Below are 17,929 nucleotides of genomic sequence, written 5' to 3'. Positions count from 1 at the left end.
AGTCATAAAGTCTTCACTCAGTACCGCAAACGGGTGGCAGCGCCAAGAACCGGAGGTTGCAACGGTCAATGCGGTTTCACTGGCGAGTCATATCGCCGACGGAAATATCGAGGTTTTCGAAAGCAACCAGCTTCACAAGGCGAAAAGATTTTTCAGAATATGAAATCATCCTCCGTCAGCCGCATTCGTCCGGTCAGGGTGAAGGCCATGTCTGCCTGCCCATTGCCATCCAGATCCACGCTGACATAGGTCTGTTTATCCCTCAATTCCCATCGTAGCTGCCGATCGCTCGTGAATGCCTTATTTCCGATATAGGCCAGATCCAGCCCTGACAGGTCGATATCATCCCATCCCGGCCTGAAATCGCTGATGGTATCCGGTGCGCCGACCTTGCTGGCCGAGAATGAGTTGAAACGAAAAACATCCCTGCCGACGCCACCGTTCAACCTGTCGGCGCCCAATCCTCCCACGAGCGTATCGTTGCCGTCTCCGCCATTGATGATGTCGTCCCCTCGCTCGCCGATCAGCAAGTCCTTGTGATGGTTTCCCCACAGTTTGTCATTGCCCTTGCCGCCCCGGATGCGGTCATCTCCTGCGTTGCCATGAAGGATGTCGTTTCCATCATGACCCGTGATCCGGTCTGCGCCCTGCTTGCCGGCAACGACGTCATTTCCAGTCCCGGCTTCGACAAGATCCCGTCCGGTTCCGCCGATGATCCGGTCATGCCCTTTCATGCCCCAAAGCCGGTTCACACCCTCGGTGCCGATCAACGTGTCATCGCCGCTTCCGCCATGAAGGGTGTCGTTTCCCTGCCCGCCGACCAGCTTGTCCTTGTGGTGGTTCCCGTGCAGTTTGTCGTTACCTGCGCCGCCCCAGATATGGTCATCCCCTTCGGCGCCGATCAGGAGGTCATCGTCACCTCCGCCATATAGGGTGTCATTGCCCAAGCCGCCGGCCAGCCTATCCTTGTGACGATTTCCGAACAGCTCATCATTTCCCCTGTCGCCGTGCAAATGGTCGCGGCCATCCGAGCCTGTCAGGCTGTCGTAGCCTGCTCCACCGTAAACTGTGTCGTTGCCCCAGCCGCCAATGCCCTTGTCGTTGCCTCTGCCTGCCTTGATCGTATCCACGCCGGAACCACCGTGAAGGAGGTCATTCCCGGAGCCACCGGCCAAACGGTCGTGACCGTCATCTCCATGCAAGCTGTCGTTCCCGGCACCGCCTGAAACAACATCATTGCCGTGACGTGCCACGAGCATGTCCGAGCCGTTCGCGCCCGACAGACGGTCGTTCTTGCTTGTGCCGAAAATATGCCGGCCGACGGTTGTCGGAGGAAGAGCGACATCGATTTCGCTCACATCGAATTTGGGCGCGGTATAGTGAGCGATGGGAAACAGGTCGTTCGAGAAATCCGCTTCGGTAAGAGTCGTACCGTCATTGGTGATAATATCGATGGTGACATCCTGAAACTCCAGTTTGATGCCACCGGCGCGGGGTTTGAACTTGATCTGGTGAAAACTCCGGATCATGCCGAGTTGGCTGAGGTCCAGATGATCCAGTCCGACTTCGAAACCCTTTATCAAGTTTCGACCGCTAGTGTTGGCCGGAACGAAGATATCTGCACCGGGTCCGCCGAACATTTTTACGCTCGAGGTTGTTGCAATGAGAATGTCATCGCCTTCCCCTCCCCAGATCATGGAGGTACCCGGTCGGGCAATCAGAAGGTCATTGTCTGCGGTTCCGGTCGCACGATCCGCCGATGTCGAGCCGGTCATGCCGATCTTGCCGGGATCGAACACGAGTTGTGTGATGCCGGTTTCGCTGGCCGAGCTGACGAAAAGCGCAATCCTGTTCTCAATGACCCTGGCCTCGATGTCGCTTACATCCGCCAAGGTCATGTCATCCCTGTCCGCAAGGGTTTCCAGATGCAGAAGCCGTCCATCGGGCTGCAGGGTGAAAATGCTGATGCCATCATCCACGCCACCGGTGAAAATGAAGGCACGGCCATCGATCCTGACGGTCTCGAGCGCGGTGATCGCTTGAAAGCTGGTATATCCCTCGTCAAGCACATGGTCGGTTGGTTTCAGCCTGCCGTCGGCGAACAGCCGAAACACCGTCAGGGTCGAGGACCCCGCCGAGGCGACAATGACGTAACTGCGCCCCCCGACCTGAACCGCTTCGATATCGGTGGGAACCGTGTAACCCGCTCCCATCGCGCTGACATGCAATCCCGTATGGGCAATATCGCCCGAATTGGTGACGCGATGCGTTGAAATGAAATCGCCTGATTTTGAAATCGCCACCAGGAAACGGTTGCCTCCGGCATGCGTCTCGATGATTTTGTCCAATGAACTGCCTGGGGGAGCATTGCTGGATCGAAGGGAGACGCTGTCTGATTTGGTAAGCTGCCCTTTGGTGCCGATTTTATGCACCGTTATCTTGAGGTCATCCTGATGAGCGAGATACAGGAAACTTCCATTCGGACTGGTGTATTGACCCAGCGCGGAAATGGGCTCAGCGATTCCGCTGCGTGCAAAAATCGGTTCGAAACCATCCAGAACGCCTGTCGGTGCAAGGCGGATACCCAGATGCTCTGCACCTCCCAGGTGGCTGTGATGGATGAAGGTTTCACCCCTCACATTCAGCAAGCTGATATCCGGTTCCCGCTGATAGGTGAATTTCGGAAGGAAGGGCTGGGCATCAATCAGCCTCGGCGGTTTGTCGGGGGCAGAGATCGTATAGGAACTGACCCCGGCCCCCCTGAACTCGGTCGTGGCCAATAGCAGCGTTCGCCCGCCTATCGTGAGGATTTCGAGGTCCGATATATCGGACAGCCATTTCTTGCGTGTGACACCAAAGGTGCCCACATGATGATAGGTCAGCATGGTCGGTCTGTCTGTTGTTTCCTGCCGACGTCATCGGATTCGCGTCGGTCGGGTTATCAAGCCATGAACCGGGCCATGAATGCACCAAATTTGAATGGCGCATTTTAGTAAAAACAGATTGTTACGATGCCGAATTCGGGACATCGGATTGCCCCTTCTGATCTCGGAAGGCCAGCGGACCATAGAGGATCAGCCCCGGTTGAGTGACCTCGGCGTTGCGCATCATCTCTGCTAGCTCGCCGACAGTTGTATGGACAAGCCGTTGATGCGGATGGCCGACCGCCTCTGCGAACAGCGCAGGTGTCGAAGGGGGCAGGCCATGGGCGCGCAAGCCATCGGCCAGTTTCGGAAAACTGCGCTGCCCCATGAAGACGACGGTCGTCACGCCGGGATCGGCGATGGCTGCCCAGTTGATATCTTCGGGCAGATGGCCCGTGACATCGGCACCGGTCACGAATTGCAGGCGGCGCGCGGTCAGGCGGCGGGTCAGCGGCAGACCGGCAGCCGCGGCGGCGGCGCTGGCCGAGGTGACGCCGGGAACGATCTCGAACGGGATGCCCGCCTCGGTCAGGGCGATCAGCTCTTCCTCCAGCCGGCCGAAGATGCCCGCGTCGCCGGATTTCAGCCGGACCACCCGGCGGCCTTGCCGGGCATGCCCGACCAATAGCGCATTCACATGTTCCTGGCGCGCGGACGGGCGCCCAGCACGTTTGCCGACGGCGATCAACTCGGTTTGCGGTCCCGCCTGCTCCAGCACCGGCCCCGAGGCCAGGTCGTCAAACAGGATCACATCGGCCTCGGCCATTCGGCGGGCGGCCTTCAGCGTCAGCAATTCAGGATCGCCGGGGCCCGCCGAGACGAGAGAAACGAAACCAGTCGATTGGGCAGGAGCGGTCACGGGTGGCGGCCTTCCGGTCTGTGGTGAGGGTTTCCAGCTATATCACCGGGGCATGTGGTGACAACGTATTTGATCGTCCGCCGCAAGACAAAGCCCGGCGCGGCAATACTTGACATGTTTAGTCGGAAACATTAGCGCAGTCCCGTCGTTAACCATCTAATAGCCGATCTGGCCGGAGCATATACGTGAAATTCATTCCGAGAAACGCTCTTCCCGCCCGGGTCGGTCGCCGATACCGGAGCCTTCCTGCCTGCCTTGCCGGTAGCCGGCAATCCAACAACACCCCAAGACCAAACGCATTTGGCGGCCCCTTCGATGGCCCCACGTTCTCTTGGCTACGGAGCATGCCATGCCTGAACTCTCCTCGACTCTCTCGACACTGCCGCTGGTGGAAATGATCCGCGATGGCGGTTGGACGATGTGGCTGATCGCGTCCCTGTCCGTCGCCACCCTCGCCATCGTGCTGTGGAAATTGCTCTCGCTGTCGCGCCTGGGGGTCTGGGGTGGCAGCCATTCGCGCCGCGCCATCGCGCTTTGGGCGAAAGGCCGCCGCCGCGAGGCGATGGAAGAGGTGCGCGGACGTCCCTCCGCCCGCGCCCGCGTCGCACAGGCAGCCATCGGCACTTCGCTCGATCCGGCAATCGACGACAAGACCGCGCGCGAGGAAACCGCCCGGATCGCGCGCCAGACCCTCTATCGTGCCCGCGAAGGGCTGCGCGCGCTGGAACTGATCGCGACCATCGCGCCGCTGCTGGGATTGCTGGGCACCGTGCTGGGCATGATCACCGCTTTCCAGGTCTTGCAGGAATCGGGAAATCAGGCCGATCCTTCGGACCTGGCGGGCGGTATCTGGGTGGCCCTGTTGACCACGGCGGCAGGTATGGCGGTGGCGATCCCGGCCGGCGTCGCGCTTAGTTGGTTCGAATCTATCGCCGACCGGCTGCAGGCCGATCTGGAAGACCTGGCGACGCGCATCTTCGTCAAGGCTGACGCTCCGGAGCAGCCCACTCTGCGGCTCGAGGCGGCGGAATGAGCGAGGAAAGCTTCGATCTGGGGCCGCGCCGGCATCCGCGAAGGATGTCGCTGACACCGATGATCGACGTGGTCTTCCTTTTGCTGATCTTCTTCATGCTGGCCTCGCGATTCGGCACGGATGCGGTGCTGCCCATCGCGGGCGGGTCCGAGGGATCGGGCAGCGAATGGCAGGGCGCGCCGCGCCTTGTCGATATCGGGCCTGACAGCATCGCGCTCAACGGCTTAGATACGACCGAGGCCGACCTGCCCGAAGCGCTGGCCGCCCTGATGCCCGAAGAGGGCGCGGCGGTGATCCTGCGCTCACGCGAGCAGGCCGATCTTCAGCGCCTCGTTGCGGTCATGGACGGGCTGCGTGCGGCAGGTTTCAACAACATGATCCTGGTCGAGTAAGCCATGCGTATCGACATGCCTCCCCGTCGCCCGAAAGGCGAATCGATCATCCCGATGATCAACGTGGTCTTCCTGCTGCTGATCTTCTTCCTGCTGACCGCGCAAGTCACGCAGGCCCCGCCCTTCGAACTGGAGCCTCCGGAAAGCGAGGCGGAGATCTCGGCGCGGGATGGCGACGAGGAAAGAGATCGCAACGTGCTCTATGTCTCGACCTCCGGTGAACTCGTCTATAACGAGACACACGGAGAGGATATCTGGGCAGAGATCGGCGCTCGGGACGGGGATGCACCGCTGGAAATCCGCGCCGACAAGGGCGCAGATGCCGCAATGGTCGCAGCCTTGCTGAAACGTCTGCGCGAGATCAGCGACACCGGTGCGCAACTTGTCGTCAGCGGAGGTTGAGATGGCAGCCTGGCAGAAATGGGAAATCGCCGGTTTCGTGACCATCGCCGTCGCGCTGCATGTATCTGCGGCGGCGGTGCTGATGCCAGAGCAGATCGCGATGGGGGCGGATATACCGGCGCCACCCGCGCCGGTAGCGGCAGGATCTGGCAAGATGTCGGATCTGATCGAGCAATGGGAAAATCCGCCTGAGGCGGTGACGGAACCCGAATTGACCGAGCCCGAAGAGATAGCCGAGCCTCAGATCGAGCAGCCCATGCCCGACGCGGCACCCGACAGGGCGCCGGAGGTTTCGCAGGTCCCTTCCGCGCCCCAACTCAGCGCCGCCAAGCCGAACCTGCCCGAAACGCCCGAGCCTCAGCCCGAGGTGGTGGAGCCCGAACTTCCCGAATTGCAAAGCTTCGAGCCACCCGAGATCAAGTCCGAATTGGCGCTCGATACCTCGACGCGCCCCGACCACAAGCCCGCGCGGCCCAAGCCTCAACCCAAGCGTCAGGCCGCCAAGCCGCAGCCCGAGCCGAAACGCCAGGCGGCCCCGCAGCAACAGGCGGCCAAGCCCCAGCCTGCGACGCAAGGGGGAGGTGCCCGGGGCAATTCCTCGGCACGCGCCGCAGGCGGCGGGAGCGGCGGTGTCAGCGCGCAGCAGCGGGCTAGCCTGCAAAGGCAATGGCAAAGTCAGCTCGGCGCCTGTATCGTCAGTGCTTCCCGGCGCGCAAATACATCCCGCAGGGGAAATCTGCAGGTCAGTGTCTCGATTGCGCCCAATGGTGCTATGCAAGGCGTCGGCTTGGACCTTTCATCCGGAAATACCAGGGATGACCGCGCCGTCATGCGAGCCATCCAACGCGTCGGCCGTTGCCCTGCCGCACCAGCTGCGGCGGGAGTCACAGAGTCGATACTCATTCAACTGCCGATAAAGATTCGTTAAGTCCTCTCGGGTTCATGAACTACGCACATAATCTTCGCGGATTATTTGCGAACAATTCATGATATCCCGTGCAACGTACGCTGGCTGTGTATGTTCTGTGTACAGGTTGTGTACGCCCAGTGTATGCTCTGTGAAGCCAAAAACCCAGCATTTGCTGGGTCAAGATTAACTTGCTGTTGTCACCTGTGCCGTTGCAACGCACGCTGCTGTTGCATTCGTGGCTGCGCGGCAACCGGAAAGGCGGTGTTTCAGTGCTGCCCCGCCATCCGGATCAGGCCCGGTCCGCCGTGTCCAGCCAGATCGTCACCGGCCCGTCATTCAGCAGGCGAACCTTCATGTCCGCGCCGAAGCTGCCCGTCTCGACGGATATGCCCAGATCGCGCAGGCTCTCGGCGAAATGCAGATACAGGCGCTCTCCGTCCTCAGGCGGTGCTGCCGTAGAAAAACCCGGGCGATTTCCGCTACTTGTATCGGCGGCCAGCGTGAACTGGCTGACCACCAGCGCCCCGCCCGAGACATCCGCAAGCGAGCGGTTCATCCGTCCCTGATCGTCCCGGAAGATGCGCAGTTTGGTGATGCGGGCGGCAAGCTTCTCGGCGGCGCTTTCGTCATCGCCCCGCATCGCGCAGACCAGCACCACAAGCCCCGGCCCGATCTGACCGATGACCCGCCCCTCGACCTCGACCGACGCCTCGCCAACCCGCTGAACCAGCGCCCTCATCCAAGGATGATCCCCAGCACCACCGCCATCAATCCAAGCGCAGAAATCACCAGCGCGCCCATATTGACGGCCAGAATGCCCTGCATTCGTGCGCGAAAGGCGTTCTCGTCCAGCCCGGCACGCCGGATGCGGATGACGGTGACGATGCACCAGAGCAGCGCGGCAAGCCCTAGCAGCGTCAATGCAGCGCCGCCCCAGACCAGCATATCGAAAATGTCCATCTCGCGCCCTCTTCTGATCGTCTCCGGAACTCGCCGCCGGGCCTAGCCTCGATCTGGGCGCGAGGCAAGCCACGGCTATTGCATTGGAGGGCGATCCCGATGTCGCATGTTACGGCTTGCGGTAGGCGGAAAGTATCCATGCAATTTAGTCGGGAATTGACCCCGAATTCCCGAATGCTTAGGTCGGGCTCGACACGGGACCATGTAAAGAGGATAGCCATGCGTCAGACTGCAGAATTTCCGACGGCCCGCGGCCCGCAATTGCTGGCCACCATGTCCAAGCATTTCGCCAACAAGATCGGCGTTGACATGCAGGATGACCGCTCGCGCTTCCATTTCGAGATGGGCGAGGCAGAGATCGAGACGACAGCCGAGGGCTTGCGCCTGACCGCCGAAGCCCCGGAAGAGGGAGGCATGGACCTGCTTCGCAACGTGCTGGAAAGCCATCTATTGCGCTTTGCACATCGCGAGGACCCGCAACCGCTCGACTGGAGCAGCGCCACCGGTTGACGGGCCGGGTCTGGTGCCACAAACAGGCAGTCCCCGCCAAAGGAGAGCCGAATGAGCGCCGCGAACTGGATTGCCGCCGAATATGACGGTAAACGCCTGCGTATCTGGTCCATGCAAGGGGCCGAGATATCCGCGCGGCAAGAGCTTCCATGCGGTTCGCGATCCGCGCTGATCGAAACCTTGCGGGATCGATCCGATCTTCCGGTGCTCCTAGCCGATCTGACCGGCGAATTTTCTGCCGGTGGGGCTGCCGCCCCCGCTCCGGCAAATCTTCAGGTGACGCGGGATAATGGCAGCGCCCTGCAGATTTGGGTGGCGCAGGGAGTCACTCAGACAACCCCAAATGCTGCGCTGCGCGGTCAGACGGCGGCAATCGCCGGGCTTCTCGCGGCAGAGCCGCAATTCGACGGGGTGATCTGTCTCCCGGGTCGTCAGAGCCACTGGGCGCGGATTTCGGCGGGCGAGATTTGCCATTTCCAAGGGTATCTGACGGGTGAATTGCTGGAACAGCTTTCCGGCACCACGGGCTTGACAGACGCAACCACCGATCCCGATGCGTTCATCGCGGCGCTGGAGGATGCGCTCAGCCGTCCGCATCGCGCCTATGGCCGGTTGCTTGCCCTGCGCGGCGCAGCGGGGGCAGGGATGTCGCAGCTTGCCGGTCTGCTGATCGGCTGCGAACTGGCAGACGCAAAGCCCTACTGGCTCGGCGAGATGGTCGCGGTGACCGGTCACGCGCCACTCGCCGATCTCTATTCTGTCGCGCTGCAGCGTCAGGGTGTTTCCGTCCAGCGTCCGGAGCCCGATGCGGCCTTGCTGGCCGGGCTGCATGGGGCATGGAAGACGCTGGCGGAGGTTCCTCCCAAGGGCAGACTGCACTGATCGGGGGCATGCAGGGGCGATATCCCGGCTTTCCCATCAGCCAATATGCTTGCACACGCGATTATCAGTTGCCGCTTGGGGTGAATTGCGCGATTTTGTGAATGCGCTTTCATGCACGATGAATAGAGCGCAACCGTCGCCGGCGTTGCCGCACCCGCGCCACCAGGAGAGGAAGATGCGAGCCCTCAAGGCTGTCCTTGGATTATTGGTCGTCCTTGCCGCGGCGGCGGGTGGGCTATACGTGACCGATCGGCTGCTGGCTTCGCCCGATGCGACCGGACCGTCCGGCGGCAGGTCGGCTGCGCCGCTTGCCGTGGAAACCATCCCGGTCGAGACTCTGGCCTTCTCGGAGACAGTCAGGGCTGTGGGCACAGCGCGCGCGCGCAAGGCTGTCGATCTGGTGGCAGAAGCCAGCGGCCGCATCACCCGCATCGCATTTCACCCCGGCGCCGAGGTCGCGAAAGGGGATATTCTGCTGGAACTGGACGACAGGGCCGAACAGGCTGATCTCAAGGCCGCAGAAGCGACATTGACCGAAGCTCAGGCCGCATTCGCGCGCCAGGAGCAATTGAACAGGACAGGTAATGCCTCGGATGCTGCATATCAGACCGCCAAGGGGGCGCTCTTGCGGGCCGAGGCAGAGCTTGATCGCGCGGCCGCACTGCTGGATGATCGGCATATCCGTGCACCATTCGCGGGCGTGGTCGGGCTGACCGATCTGGTCGAGGGACAGATGGTGGATGCATCGACCGCGATTGCCACCCTGGACGATCTGTCCGTGATCGAGGTCGATTTCAGCATATCGGAAACCCTGCTGTCGCGGCTGGAAACGGGGCAGCAGGTCAAGCTGACCTCGGCGGCATGGCCCGACCGGATCTTCGAGGGCGAGATCAGCCGGATCGATACACGCGTGGATGCGGCAACCCGGTCCATCGCATTGCGCGCCGAGATTCCCAATGATGATCGCGCCTTGACCGGGGGAATGTTCCTGCAGGTGGAACTGGTGCTGGACGAACGCCGGCAACTCGCGATTCCCGAACAGGTGCTTAGCGTCGATGGTGATCGGAACCTGGTGCTGCTGGCCAGGGACGGTGTTGCGGAACAAGCCGAGATCGAGATTGGCCAGCAATCGAACGGAATGGTCGAGGTGGTCTCGGGACTGGCAGCGGATGCCCGGATCATCGTGACGAACCTGCATCGCGTCTCGCCGGGAATGGAGGTCGAGGCAACAGCCCGCGACCGCCATGCCCAGAGCCCGCTACCCGCCGGTGACGAGGGATGAGCCTGCCCAACCTGTCATTGCGTCGCCCGGTCCTGGTCACGGTGTTGAACCTGTTGATCGTGCTGATCGGTGCAGTGGCGATGACGCGACTGCCCGTGCGGGAACTTCCGCAGGTCGAGGCTGCGCAGGTGACTGTGCGGGTGAATTACACCGGAGCGGCCCCGGATGTCGTGGACAGCCAGGTCGCGACGGTGATCGAAGGCGCGCTGGCCGGAGTGTCCGGGGTCACCTCGATGTCGACCGAATCCGAGCGTGGGAGCATGCGCACGGTGTTGGAATTCAATCCTTCGCGCGACATCGATTCCGCTACCAATGACGTTCGGAACGCGGTGGAACGGGTGGTCAACAATTTGCCTGACGAGGCAGACCGACCCCGGATCGACAAGAATGACAGCGAGGGTGACCCGGTCCTGCGGCTCAGCCTTTCCAGCCCGAACATGACCTCGCTTGAACTGTCGGATTATGCCGATCGCTATATCAAGGACCGTCTGGCGCGGCTGCCGAACGTGGCCAATACCGTGATATATGGCGAGCGCGCGCCCTCCATGCGGATCTGGCTGGACCAGGCGCGCATGGCGGCGCATGGGATCACGACTTCGGACATCATATCCGCCCTGCAGGCCAACAATGTCGAATTGCCCGCCGGAGAGATCGAAACCGGCGCTCGTCAGTTGCAGGTGCTTGCGCAAACGCGCTTCACCTCGCCCGACGCGTTCCGGCAGATGGTCGTCCGCGATGACGGCGTCAGGCCCCTGCGCTTGGGCGATGTCGCGAAAATCGATCAGGGGGCGCAGCAGACCGAGTCGAATTTCCGCACGAACGGGGTGACCGCCCTTGGCATGGGGGTTCAGCCTCAGGCGCAGGCCAACACGGTCGCCATCTCGAACGCCGTCCGGGCCGAGCTGGAGCGTATCCGCCCGACCTTGCCCGACGGAATGGAGCTTGGAATCACCTCCGACGAGGCGGTGTTCATCGAAAGCTCGATCAAGCAGGTGGTCAAGGTGTTCACCGAGGCGGTGCTGCTGGTCACGGCGGTGATCTTCCTGTTCCTGGGATCGGCGCGGCTGTCACTGGTGCCGGTCGTGACGATCCCGATTTCCGCCTTCGGGGCCGGGCTTGCGATGATGCTGCTGGGCTTTTCGATCAACATCCTGACGCTCTTTGCGCTGATCTTGGCCATCGGGCTGGTGGTGGATGACGCCATCGTCGTGCTGGAAAACATCCAGCGCCACCGCGCGATGGGCGCAAGCCGGGCCGAGGCCGCCCGGCGCGGTGCGGGGCAGGTCAGTTTCGCGGTCATCGCGACCACCGCCGTCCTGATCGCGGTTTTCCTGCCGATCAGCTTCATGGAAGGCCAGATCGGCCAGCTATTCGCGGAATTCGGCATCGTTCTGGCCGTTGCCGTGGCCGTGTCGGGCTTCGTCGCATTGACGATTTCCCCGGTGCTGGCATCCAAGGTGATGCCGCGCGAAGATCGTCCGGGCCTGCTGACTCGCGGCGTCGACCGGTTCATTCACTGGCTGGAACGAGGCTACGGCGCGTTGCTTGGCCGGATGATTGCCCGACCCATCCCGATCCTCGCCATCTGCGCCTTCGCCGTCGCCTCTGCCTTCGCGATCTATCAGAACCTGCCACGGCAACTGACCCCGGACGAGGATCGCGGCCAGTTCCGCATCTATGTCTCGGCGCCGCAGGGTTCGAACCTCGCCTATACCGACGCCGCCACAAGACGGATCGAGGCGATGCTGGAGCCGATGCGAGAGGATGGCATCGTCGACAATGTGACCGCCATCGTCGGCACCTGGGGAGAGCTGCGCCGGGCGATCATGTTCGTCACGCTCAGCCCATGGGATCAGCGTACGCGCAGCGTCGAGGACGTGATCTCGGAACTGCGGCCCCAGCTTGAACAGGTCACCGAAGTGGCCACATTCCTCCGGCCATCCGGAGGGCTGGGCATTGGCGGTGCGCAGGGAAGTGTCCGCTGGATGCTGGGTGCCCCCGATATCGAGCGTGGCGTGGATTGGGCCGACCAGTTGGCGAGTTCGCTGGAGGATTATCCGGGACTGGCCGCGGTCGAGGTCAATTATTCGGCCAACCAGCCGGGCGCGACCCTGTCGATAGATCGGGCCCGTGCGCAGGACCTGGGGCTTGCATCCGATACGATCGCCCAGACCCTGCAGGTTCTGTTCGCCTCGCGCAGCGTCGGTGAATACAGCACGGATGGCCGTCAATATCCCGTCGTCCTTCAGGCTGCCCCGGAGGATCGCGATTCCGTCGAGGACATGTTGTCGGTGCTGTTGCGCAATGACCGGGGGGACCTGATCCCGCTCTCGGCCTTCGCGTCGATCCGGACCGGCGCAACCGCCCCCGAGATCAATCGCTATGACCGGCTCATCTCGGTCGAGATGGAGGCCGATCTGAGCGAAGGGACCGATCTCGCGACCGCGATGGAGGCGGTGCGGGACGCGGTCGGGGAATTGCCGGTCGGGGCGACATTGGCATGGCAGGGACAGGCGGCGGATTACCTGGAATCCTCGGGTGGGCTTGCCATGGTCTTCGCGATGGCGCTGGCGATCGTCTTCCTTGTGCTTGCCGCGCAATTCGAAAGCTTCCGGTCGCCCCTGACGATCATGCTGACCGTGCCTCTCGGGCTGGGTGGCGCGGCGGTTACGCTTCTGATCACTGGCGCGTCGGTAAATATCTTTTCGCAGGTGGGGATGATCCTGCTCATCGGGATCATGGCCAAGAACGGCATCCTGATCGTCGAATTCGCAAATCAGTTGCGGGCCGAAGGCCGCTCGATCTCCGATGCCGCCCGCGAAGGCGCAGTCACCCGGCTGCGTCCGGTCATGATGACGACTATTGCCACCGTTCTGGGCGCAGTGCCGTTGGCCCTGGCTTCGGGTGCGGGCGCCGAAAGCCGCCGGGCCATCGGCGCGGTGATCGTGGGCGGCCTCAGCCTGGCCTTCATTCTGACCCTGCTTCTGACCCCGGTCATCTATGTGTTGATCGAGAACCTGCGCCGCAGCCCTGGCGAGCAAGCCGAGGGCGAGGGAAAGCCGACCTCTCTGCCGGCCGAATAGCACATCGCCCGCTTGCCGGGCTTTCGCAGGATCCGCTACCCGATCTTTCCTTGTTTGCCGCCCTTTCGGGTGATGTCGACATTCCCCGTGCCAATGCGAGGGAATGGACCTGGTATTCGTATCCGCTGCGATTGGGAGGCTCTTGTCGCAATAAGATTATCACATTTATAAATCACAAAATCACAGATATAATGTTGATAATTGTGAGCGACTGTTATAATACCATCGCGTCAAAGCGGAATCAGTTGAAGAGGTGCGATGTGAAACGGGATGAACGCAGGCAGGCGATCATGGATCTTGTGATCGAGGCTCGGGCGGTGGATTTGGACGATCTGGCTGGGCGTTTCACGGTTTCGAAAATGACCATCCACCGTGATCTTGACGATCTGGAACAGGCCGGGCTGCTGCGGAAGGTGCGCGGCGGCGCGACCATCGAGACGGGGACCCAGTTTGAAAGCGATTTCCGCATCCGCGAATTGCAGGATTCCGACGCCAAGACCCGGATGGCACGGGCGGCGCTTGATCTGGTCGAGCCGGGCATGACCGTGATGATCAATGACGGCTCCATGGCGGCCCTCCTGGGGGCTTGCCTGCCCGACAAAGCCCCGCTGACGGTCATCACCAACAACGCCGCCGTGATCGAGCGGCTCAAGGATACGCCGCGCGTGACCTTGATCGCGCTTGGCGGCGTGTTCAGCGCCAAGTTCAACGGCTTCTTCGGCGTCGTGACAGAGGCGGCGCTGTCCCGTCTGCGTGCCGATTTGGCCTTCATCTCGACCCCGGCGCTCGCGGGGCTGCAGGCCTTCCACATGGATGATGCCGTGATGCGGGCCAAACGCGCCATGATATCCGCCGCCGAACGCAGCGTGCTGCTGGTCAATCATCACCGCTTCGGTCGCTCGGCCCTGCATGTGCTCGCCGATCTGGCGGAATTTTCCGCGATCATCACCGATGCCGACCCCGCCTCACAGGATCGCGCCGCGATCGACCGGGCAGGAATCAGGCTGACCATTGCCAAGGACTGATAATATGACGAAATTCTGGATCGGCACCAGCTGGAAGATGAACAAGACGCTGGCCGAGGCGCGCAGCTTTGCCGCCGCACTGGCCGCGGCGGATGGCAGCCGCGACCCCCGCATCCAGCGCTTTGTCATCCCGCCCTTCACCGCTATCCGCGAGGTCAAGGCGATGCTGGCGGATACCAGCGTCAAGGTCGGTGCGCAGAACATGCATTGGGCGGATGAGGGCGCATGGACGGGCGAGGTCTCGCCCCCGATGCTGACCGATTGCGGCCTCGATATCGTCGAGCTGGGCCATTCCGAGCGCCGCAAACATTTCGGCGAAACCGACGAGACCGTCGGCCTGAAAACCGAGGCCGCCATCCGCCACGGCCTGATCCCGCTGATCTGCATTGGCGAGACCATGGACGAACGCGAAGCGGGCAGGGCGCAAGAGGTGCTGGAAACGCAGGTCCGGGGCGCGCTCGGGAAACTCTCCGGGGACCAGAAAACTGCCGAGATCCTGCTGGCCTATGAACCTGTCTGGGCCATCGGGGAAAACGGCATCCCGGCGACATCGGACTATGCCGATGCAAGGCAGGCCGAGATCATCGCCGTGGCGCAGGATATGCTGGGGCGGCGCATCCCCTGCCTCTATGGCGGCTCGGTCAATCCGGGGAACTGCGAGGAACTGATCACCTGCCCGCATATCGACGGGCTGTTCATCGGGCGCTCGGCGTGGAAGGTCGAAGGTTATCTCGACATCCTCGCCCGTTGCGCCGCCAAATTGTGAAGGAGAGCGACATGAAACTGGCAATCGCAGGCGACAGCGCGGGCGAAGGGCTGGCCAAGATCCTGGCCGATCATTTGAAGGACAAGCACGAGGTAGCCGAGATTTCACGCACCGATGCGGGGCCGGACACCTTCTATGCCAATCTTTCGGACCGCGTGGCGAGCGAGGTTCTGGCCGGCACCTATGACCGCGCCATCCTGGTCTGCGGCACTGGCATCGGCGTCTGCATCTCGGCCAACAAGGTGCCGGGCATCCGTGCCGCGCTGACCCATGACAGCTATTCCGCTACCCGCGCGGCGCTGTCGAACAATGCGCAGATCATCACCATGGGCGCGCGGGTCATCGGGACCGAGCTGGCCAAGAGCATCGCCGATGCATGGCTGGCCGAGACGATGAATTTCGACGCGAATGGCCGCTCTGCCGGCAATGTCGACGCCATCGATCAGGTCGATGCGAAATATAACAAGGCCTGATCGGATGATGTCATGATGCTGAAACTGCCCGATGACGGCCCCGCGCGGGGTCGCCCGCTGGAAGAGGTGCTGCCGGACGATGGCCCCGGCGCCATCGCCAAGGCGATCTTTCGCGCCCTGCCGCCGCTTGCAGCGCGCCTCGCGGCGGGCAGGCTGCATGGCGATCCCGATGCCATCGTCGGCACCAATGACAGCGGGGACCGGCAGAAGGCGCTCGATGTCGCCGCCCATGACCACATGATCGCCGCCCTGCGCGCGGCGGGCGTGCGGCAGGTCCTGTCCGAAGAGGCCGAGGATGTCGCGCTGCTGAATCCCGATGGTGCCTATGATGTCGCGATGGACCCCATCGACGGCTCGGGCAGCATCGGCATCGGCGCGCCCCTGGGCATGCTGTTCAGCATCCTGCCCGCCGCGCCCGAAGGCTTCCTGCGCCCCGGACGGGCGGCGGTCGCGGCTGGCTATGCGTCTTTCGGCCATTCCGTCGATATCGGCTTCTCACTGGGCCACGGCGTCAGCATCGCCACTTTCGACGCCGAGATCAGCGGCTTCCGCATCGCGCGAGAAAGCGTGACGCTGAAACCCTCCGCCCCTGTGCTGGCCTATAACGCCTCGAACGAGCGCAACTGGCCCGAGGGATTGCAGACATGGCTGCGCGATGTCCGGGCGGGGAAAGACGGCCCGCTGAGACGCGATTTCAACATGCGCTGGCTGGCCGCCGCCGTCGGCGAATTGCACCGCATCCTGCTGCAGGGTGGCGCCTTCCTCTATCCCGCCGATCGCCGCCCCGGCTATCAGGACGGCAGGCTGCGTCTGATCTATGAATGCACCCCCATCGCCTTCCTGATCGAACAGGCGGGCGGAACTGCCTCGGACGGGCAGGGCCCGGTCCTCGACCGCCTCCCCGACAGTCATCACGGCCTGAGCCCGCTGATCTTCGGCAGCCGCGAAGAGGTCGAAACCATCCTCTTCTATCTCTCACGCGAACCCGCGGAAAAAACCTGACCTTGTCCGCCTCCCTTCTTCTTCATGAAAATATCCCGGGGGTCGCCGGCAGGTCGCGCCACTGGTTCGAGAACCAGTCGGCGACGGGGCTGGACCCCGGTTCGGCCGCAGACCTGCCTTCGCTCGAAAGACCCCCCTTCATGTTTCAAGGATAAACCCAATGGCCATGATCACCCTCCGCCAGCTTCTCGATCACGCAGCCGAGCACGGCTACGCGGTTCCCGCCTTCAATATCAATAACATGGAACAGGGGCTGGCGGTGATGACCGCCGCTCAGGCCACCGACTCGCCGGTCATCCTGCAGGCCAGCCGGGGCGCGCGCGCCTATGCCAATGACCTGGTGTTGGCCGGTCTGATCGACGGTTTCGCCCGCGCTTTCCCCGATATCCCGGTCTGCATGCATCTGGATCACGGCAACAACCTGGCGACCTGCGCCACCGCGATCCAGAACGGCTTCACCAGCGTGATGATGGATGGCTCGCTGCGCGAGGATGGCTCGACCCCCGCCGATTACGCCTATAATTCCGGCATCACCGCCGAGGTGGTGCGGATGGCCCATGCCTGCGGCGTCTCGGTCGAGGGGGAACTGGGCGTGCTGGGCAGCCTGGAAACCGGCATGGGCGATCAGGAGGACGGCCATGGTGCCACCGAAAAGCTGGAAGAGGACCAGCTTCTCACCGATCCCGCCGAGGCAGAGCGTTTCGTGACCGATACCGGGGTCGATGCCTTGGCAGTGGCGATGGGCACCAGCCACGGTGCCTACAAGTTCACCCGCCAGCCCGATGGCGATATCCTCGCCATGCATGTGATCGAAGAGATCCATCGCCGCTTGCCGAACACGCATCTGGTCATGCATGGCTCATCCTCGGTCCCCGAGGATTTACAGCGCATCATCAATGATCATGGCGGCGATATCCGCCCGACATGGGGCGTCCCGGTCGAGGAAATCCAGCGCGGCATCAGGTCTGGCGTGCGCAAGGTGAATATCGACACCGATAACCGGCTGGCCATGACCGCCGCGATCCGCAAGACCTTGGCGACGGATCCCTCGGAATTCGACCCGCGCAAATATCTCAAACCGGCGATGGCGATGATGGCAGAGGTCTGCAAGGCCCGGTTCGAGGCCTTTGGCACAGCCGGTCACGCGTCACGCATCCGCCCCCTGCCTCTGGCGGCAATGGCGCGGCGGTATTGAGCTTTCCAGGACATTCTTGCGCCCCGCTCCGGCATCTCCGTTGCTGCAGGAAAAGTTTTACCGGCTCATCACGGTTTCCGCGCAACGCGTACAAGCTGTGTACGGCCTGTGTACAGGCTGTGCACGTTCTGTGTACGGTTTGTGCAGCGGAAAACCCGGCATTTTCAACGTTCTGCCGTGCCCCTGTTGCGGCGGGGCAGGGTGCGGCGTTCGGTGCCGTTGCACGTGCCC

The 17,929-nt window shown here is 62.5% G+C and carries 17 protein-coding genes; 13 read left to right on the top strand and 4 right to left on the bottom strand.

Annotated features, from left to right (window positions below):
* Positions 1 to 152: 152 nt before the first annotated feature.
* A complete protein-coding gene (locus tag JHX88_RS17350) occupies positions 153 to 2,885 on the bottom strand; it encodes a calcium-binding protein (RefSeq protein WP_076524968.1) in 2,733 nt (910 codons plus the stop codon).
* A 121-nt stretch (positions 2,886 to 3,006) separates the two neighbouring features.
* Complete coding sequence (cobA, locus tag JHX88_RS17345; RefSeq protein WP_076524966.1) at positions 3,007 to 3,783, bottom strand: uroporphyrinogen-III C-methyltransferase; 777 nt, start codon at positions 3,781 to 3,783, stop codon at positions 3,007 to 3,009.
* A gap of 349 nt (positions 3,784 to 4,132) precedes the next feature.
* Between cobA and JHX88_RS17340 the strand changes: the two genes are divergently transcribed.
* From JHX88_RS17340 to JHX88_RS17325, 4 genes are read left to right on the top strand one after another with little or no spacing between them, the layout of a single operon-like run.
* Entirely contained in the window at positions 4,133 to 4,816 is a 684-nt protein-coding gene (locus tag JHX88_RS17340) for a MotA/TolQ/ExbB proton channel family protein (protein WP_076524964.1), read from the top strand.
* Positions 4,813 to 5,208, top strand: coding sequence for an ExbD/TolR family protein (locus tag JHX88_RS17335; protein ID WP_076524962.1), 396 nt, complete (start codon positions 4,813 to 4,815; stop codon positions 5,206 to 5,208). The genes JHX88_RS17340 and JHX88_RS17335 overlap by 4 nt, the downstream gene beginning before the upstream one ends.
* A gap of 3 nt (positions 5,209 to 5,211) precedes the next feature.
* Complete coding sequence (locus tag JHX88_RS17330) at positions 5,212 to 5,610, top strand: biopolymer transporter ExbD (protein ID WP_076524960.1); 399 nt, start codon at positions 5,212 to 5,214, stop codon at positions 5,608 to 5,610.
* A gap of 1 nt (position 5,611) precedes the next feature.
* Positions 5,612 to 6,538 (top strand): TonB C-terminal domain-containing protein, encoded by a 927-nt coding sequence (locus tag JHX88_RS17325; RefSeq protein WP_076524959.1) that lies wholly within the window; start codon positions 5,612 to 5,614, stop codon positions 6,536 to 6,538.
* A gap of 271 nt (positions 6,539 to 6,809) precedes the next feature.
* On the opposite strand, the gene dtd is transcribed toward JHX88_RS17325, so the two are convergent.
* Both dtd and JHX88_RS17315 read right to left on the bottom strand, forming a co-directional pair.
* Complete coding sequence (gene dtd / locus JHX88_RS17320) at positions 6,810 to 7,259, bottom strand: D-aminoacyl-tRNA deacylase (RefSeq protein WP_076524957.1); 450 nt, start codon at positions 7,257 to 7,259, stop codon at positions 6,810 to 6,812.
* Positions 7,256 to 7,480, bottom strand: coding sequence for a hypothetical protein (locus JHX88_RS17315; RefSeq protein ID WP_176011421.1), 225 nt, complete (start codon positions 7,478 to 7,480; stop codon positions 7,256 to 7,258). The genes dtd and JHX88_RS17315 overlap by 4 nt, the downstream gene beginning before the upstream one ends.
* 219 nt (positions 7,481 to 7,699) lie before the next feature.
* On the opposite strand from JHX88_RS17315, the gene JHX88_RS17310 reads away from it, so the two are divergent.
* The 9 genes from JHX88_RS17310 (at position 7,700) to fba (ending at position 17,698) form a co-directional block, all read left to right on the top strand.
* Complete coding sequence (locus tag JHX88_RS17310; protein WP_076524955.1) at positions 7,700 to 7,990, top strand: DUF2218 domain-containing protein; 291 nt, start codon at positions 7,700 to 7,702, stop codon at positions 7,988 to 7,990.
* A 51-nt stretch (positions 7,991 to 8,041) separates the two neighbouring features.
* A complete protein-coding gene (locus JHX88_RS17305) occupies positions 8,042 to 8,872 on the top strand; it encodes a 2-dehydro-3-deoxygalactonokinase (RefSeq protein WP_076524953.1) in 831 nt (276 codons plus the stop codon).
* 175 nt (positions 8,873 to 9,047) lie between these two features.
* On the top strand, positions 9,048 to 10,154 hold the full coding sequence (locus tag JHX88_RS17300) for an efflux RND transporter periplasmic adaptor subunit (RefSeq protein ID WP_076524951.1): 1,107 nt from the start codon (positions 9,048 to 9,050) through the stop codon (positions 10,152 to 10,154).
* Positions 10,151 to 13,237 carry an efflux RND transporter permease subunit gene (locus JHX88_RS17295; protein ID WP_076524949.1) on the top strand — a complete coding sequence of 1,029 codons (3,087 nt, stop codon included), beginning with the start codon at positions 10,151 to 10,153 and terminating at the stop codon, positions 13,235 to 13,237. The genes JHX88_RS17300 and JHX88_RS17295 overlap by 4 nt, the downstream gene beginning before the upstream one ends.
* A gap of 260 nt (positions 13,238 to 13,497) precedes the next feature.
* Positions 13,498 to 14,262, top strand: a complete 765-nt coding sequence (locus tag JHX88_RS17290; protein WP_076524947.1) for a DeoR/GlpR family DNA-binding transcription regulator — start codon at positions 13,498 to 13,500, stop codon at positions 14,260 to 14,262.
* A 4-nt stretch (positions 14,263 to 14,266) separates the two neighbouring features.
* Positions 14,267 to 15,028, top strand: a complete 762-nt coding sequence (locus JHX88_RS17285) for a triose-phosphate isomerase (protein WP_076524945.1) — start codon at positions 14,267 to 14,269, stop codon at positions 15,026 to 15,028.
* 11 nt (positions 15,029 to 15,039) lie between these two features.
* Positions 15,040 to 15,501 (top strand): D-erythrulose-4-phosphate isomerase, encoded by a 462-nt coding sequence (gene derI, locus JHX88_RS17280; RefSeq protein WP_076524943.1) that lies wholly within the window; start codon positions 15,040 to 15,042, stop codon positions 15,499 to 15,501.
* 12 nt (positions 15,502 to 15,513) lie between these two features.
* Positions 15,514 to 16,503, top strand: a complete 990-nt coding sequence (locus JHX88_RS17275; RefSeq protein ID WP_272848082.1) for a class 1 fructose-bisphosphatase — start codon at positions 15,514 to 15,516, stop codon at positions 16,501 to 16,503.
* Between the two features lie 160 nt (positions 16,504 to 16,663).
* Complete coding sequence (gene fba / locus JHX88_RS17270) at positions 16,664 to 17,698, top strand: class II fructose-bisphosphate aldolase (RefSeq protein ID WP_076524941.1); 1,035 nt, start codon at positions 16,664 to 16,666, stop codon at positions 17,696 to 17,698.
* Positions 17,699 to 17,929: the final 231 nt, after the last annotated feature.

This window comes from Paracoccus saliphilus (assembly GCF_028553805.1).
In the GTDB taxonomy this organism is placed as follows: domain Bacteria; phylum Pseudomonadota; class Alphaproteobacteria; order Rhodobacterales; family Rhodobacteraceae; genus Paracoccus; species Paracoccus saliphilus.
This window is presented reverse-complemented; position numbering and strand designations above follow the sequence as displayed.

What these genes read in the sequence shown, in the direction of transcription:
- JHX88_RS17350 (WP_076524968.1), bottom strand. Translation starts at nt 2,885, where the DNA reads ATGCTGACCTATCATCATGTGGGCACCTTTGGTGTCACACGCAAGAAA.
- JHX88_RS17340 (WP_076524964.1), top strand. Translation starts at nt 4,133, where the DNA reads ATGCCTGAACTCTCCTCGACTCTCTCGACACTGCCGCTGGTGGAAATG.
- JHX88_RS17335 (WP_076524962.1), top strand. Translation starts at nt 4,813, where the DNA reads ATGAGCGAGGAAAGCTTCGATCTGGGGCCGCGCCGGCATCCGCGAAGG.
- JHX88_RS17330 (WP_076524960.1), top strand. Translation starts at nt 5,212, where the DNA reads ATGCGTATCGACATGCCTCCCCGTCGCCCGAAAGGCGAATCGATCATC.
- JHX88_RS17325 (WP_076524959.1), top strand. Translation starts at nt 5,612, where the DNA reads ATGGCAGCCTGGCAGAAATGGGAAATCGCCGGTTTCGTGACCATCGCC.
- dtd (WP_076524957.1), bottom strand. Translation starts at nt 7,259, where the DNA reads ATGAGGGCGCTGGTTCAGCGGGTTGGCGAGGCGTCGGTCGAGGTCGAG.
- JHX88_RS17315 (WP_176011421.1), bottom strand. Translation starts at nt 7,480, where the DNA reads ATGGACATTTTCGATATGCTGGTCTGGGGCGGCGCTGCATTGACGCTG.
- JHX88_RS17310 (WP_076524955.1), top strand. Translation starts at nt 7,700, where the DNA reads ATGCGTCAGACTGCAGAATTTCCGACGGCCCGCGGCCCGCAATTGCTG.
- JHX88_RS17305 (WP_076524953.1), top strand. Translation starts at nt 8,042, where the DNA reads ATGAGCGCCGCGAACTGGATTGCCGCCGAATATGACGGTAAACGCCTG.
- JHX88_RS17300 (WP_076524951.1), top strand. Translation starts at nt 9,048, where the DNA reads ATGCGAGCCCTCAAGGCTGTCCTTGGATTATTGGTCGTCCTTGCCGCG.
- JHX88_RS17295 (WP_076524949.1), top strand. Translation starts at nt 10,151, where the DNA reads ATGAGCCTGCCCAACCTGTCATTGCGTCGCCCGGTCCTGGTCACGGTG.
- JHX88_RS17285 (WP_076524945.1), top strand. Translation starts at nt 14,267, where the DNA reads ATGACGAAATTCTGGATCGGCACCAGCTGGAAGATGAACAAGACGCTG.
- derI (WP_076524943.1), top strand. Translation starts at nt 15,040, where the DNA reads ATGAAACTGGCAATCGCAGGCGACAGCGCGGGCGAAGGGCTGGCCAAG.
- JHX88_RS17275 (WP_272848082.1), top strand. Translation starts at nt 15,514, where the DNA reads ATGATGCTGAAACTGCCCGATGACGGCCCCGCGCGGGGTCGCCCGCTG.
- fba (WP_076524941.1), top strand. Translation starts at nt 16,664, where the DNA reads ATGGCCATGATCACCCTCCGCCAGCTTCTCGATCACGCAGCCGAGCAC.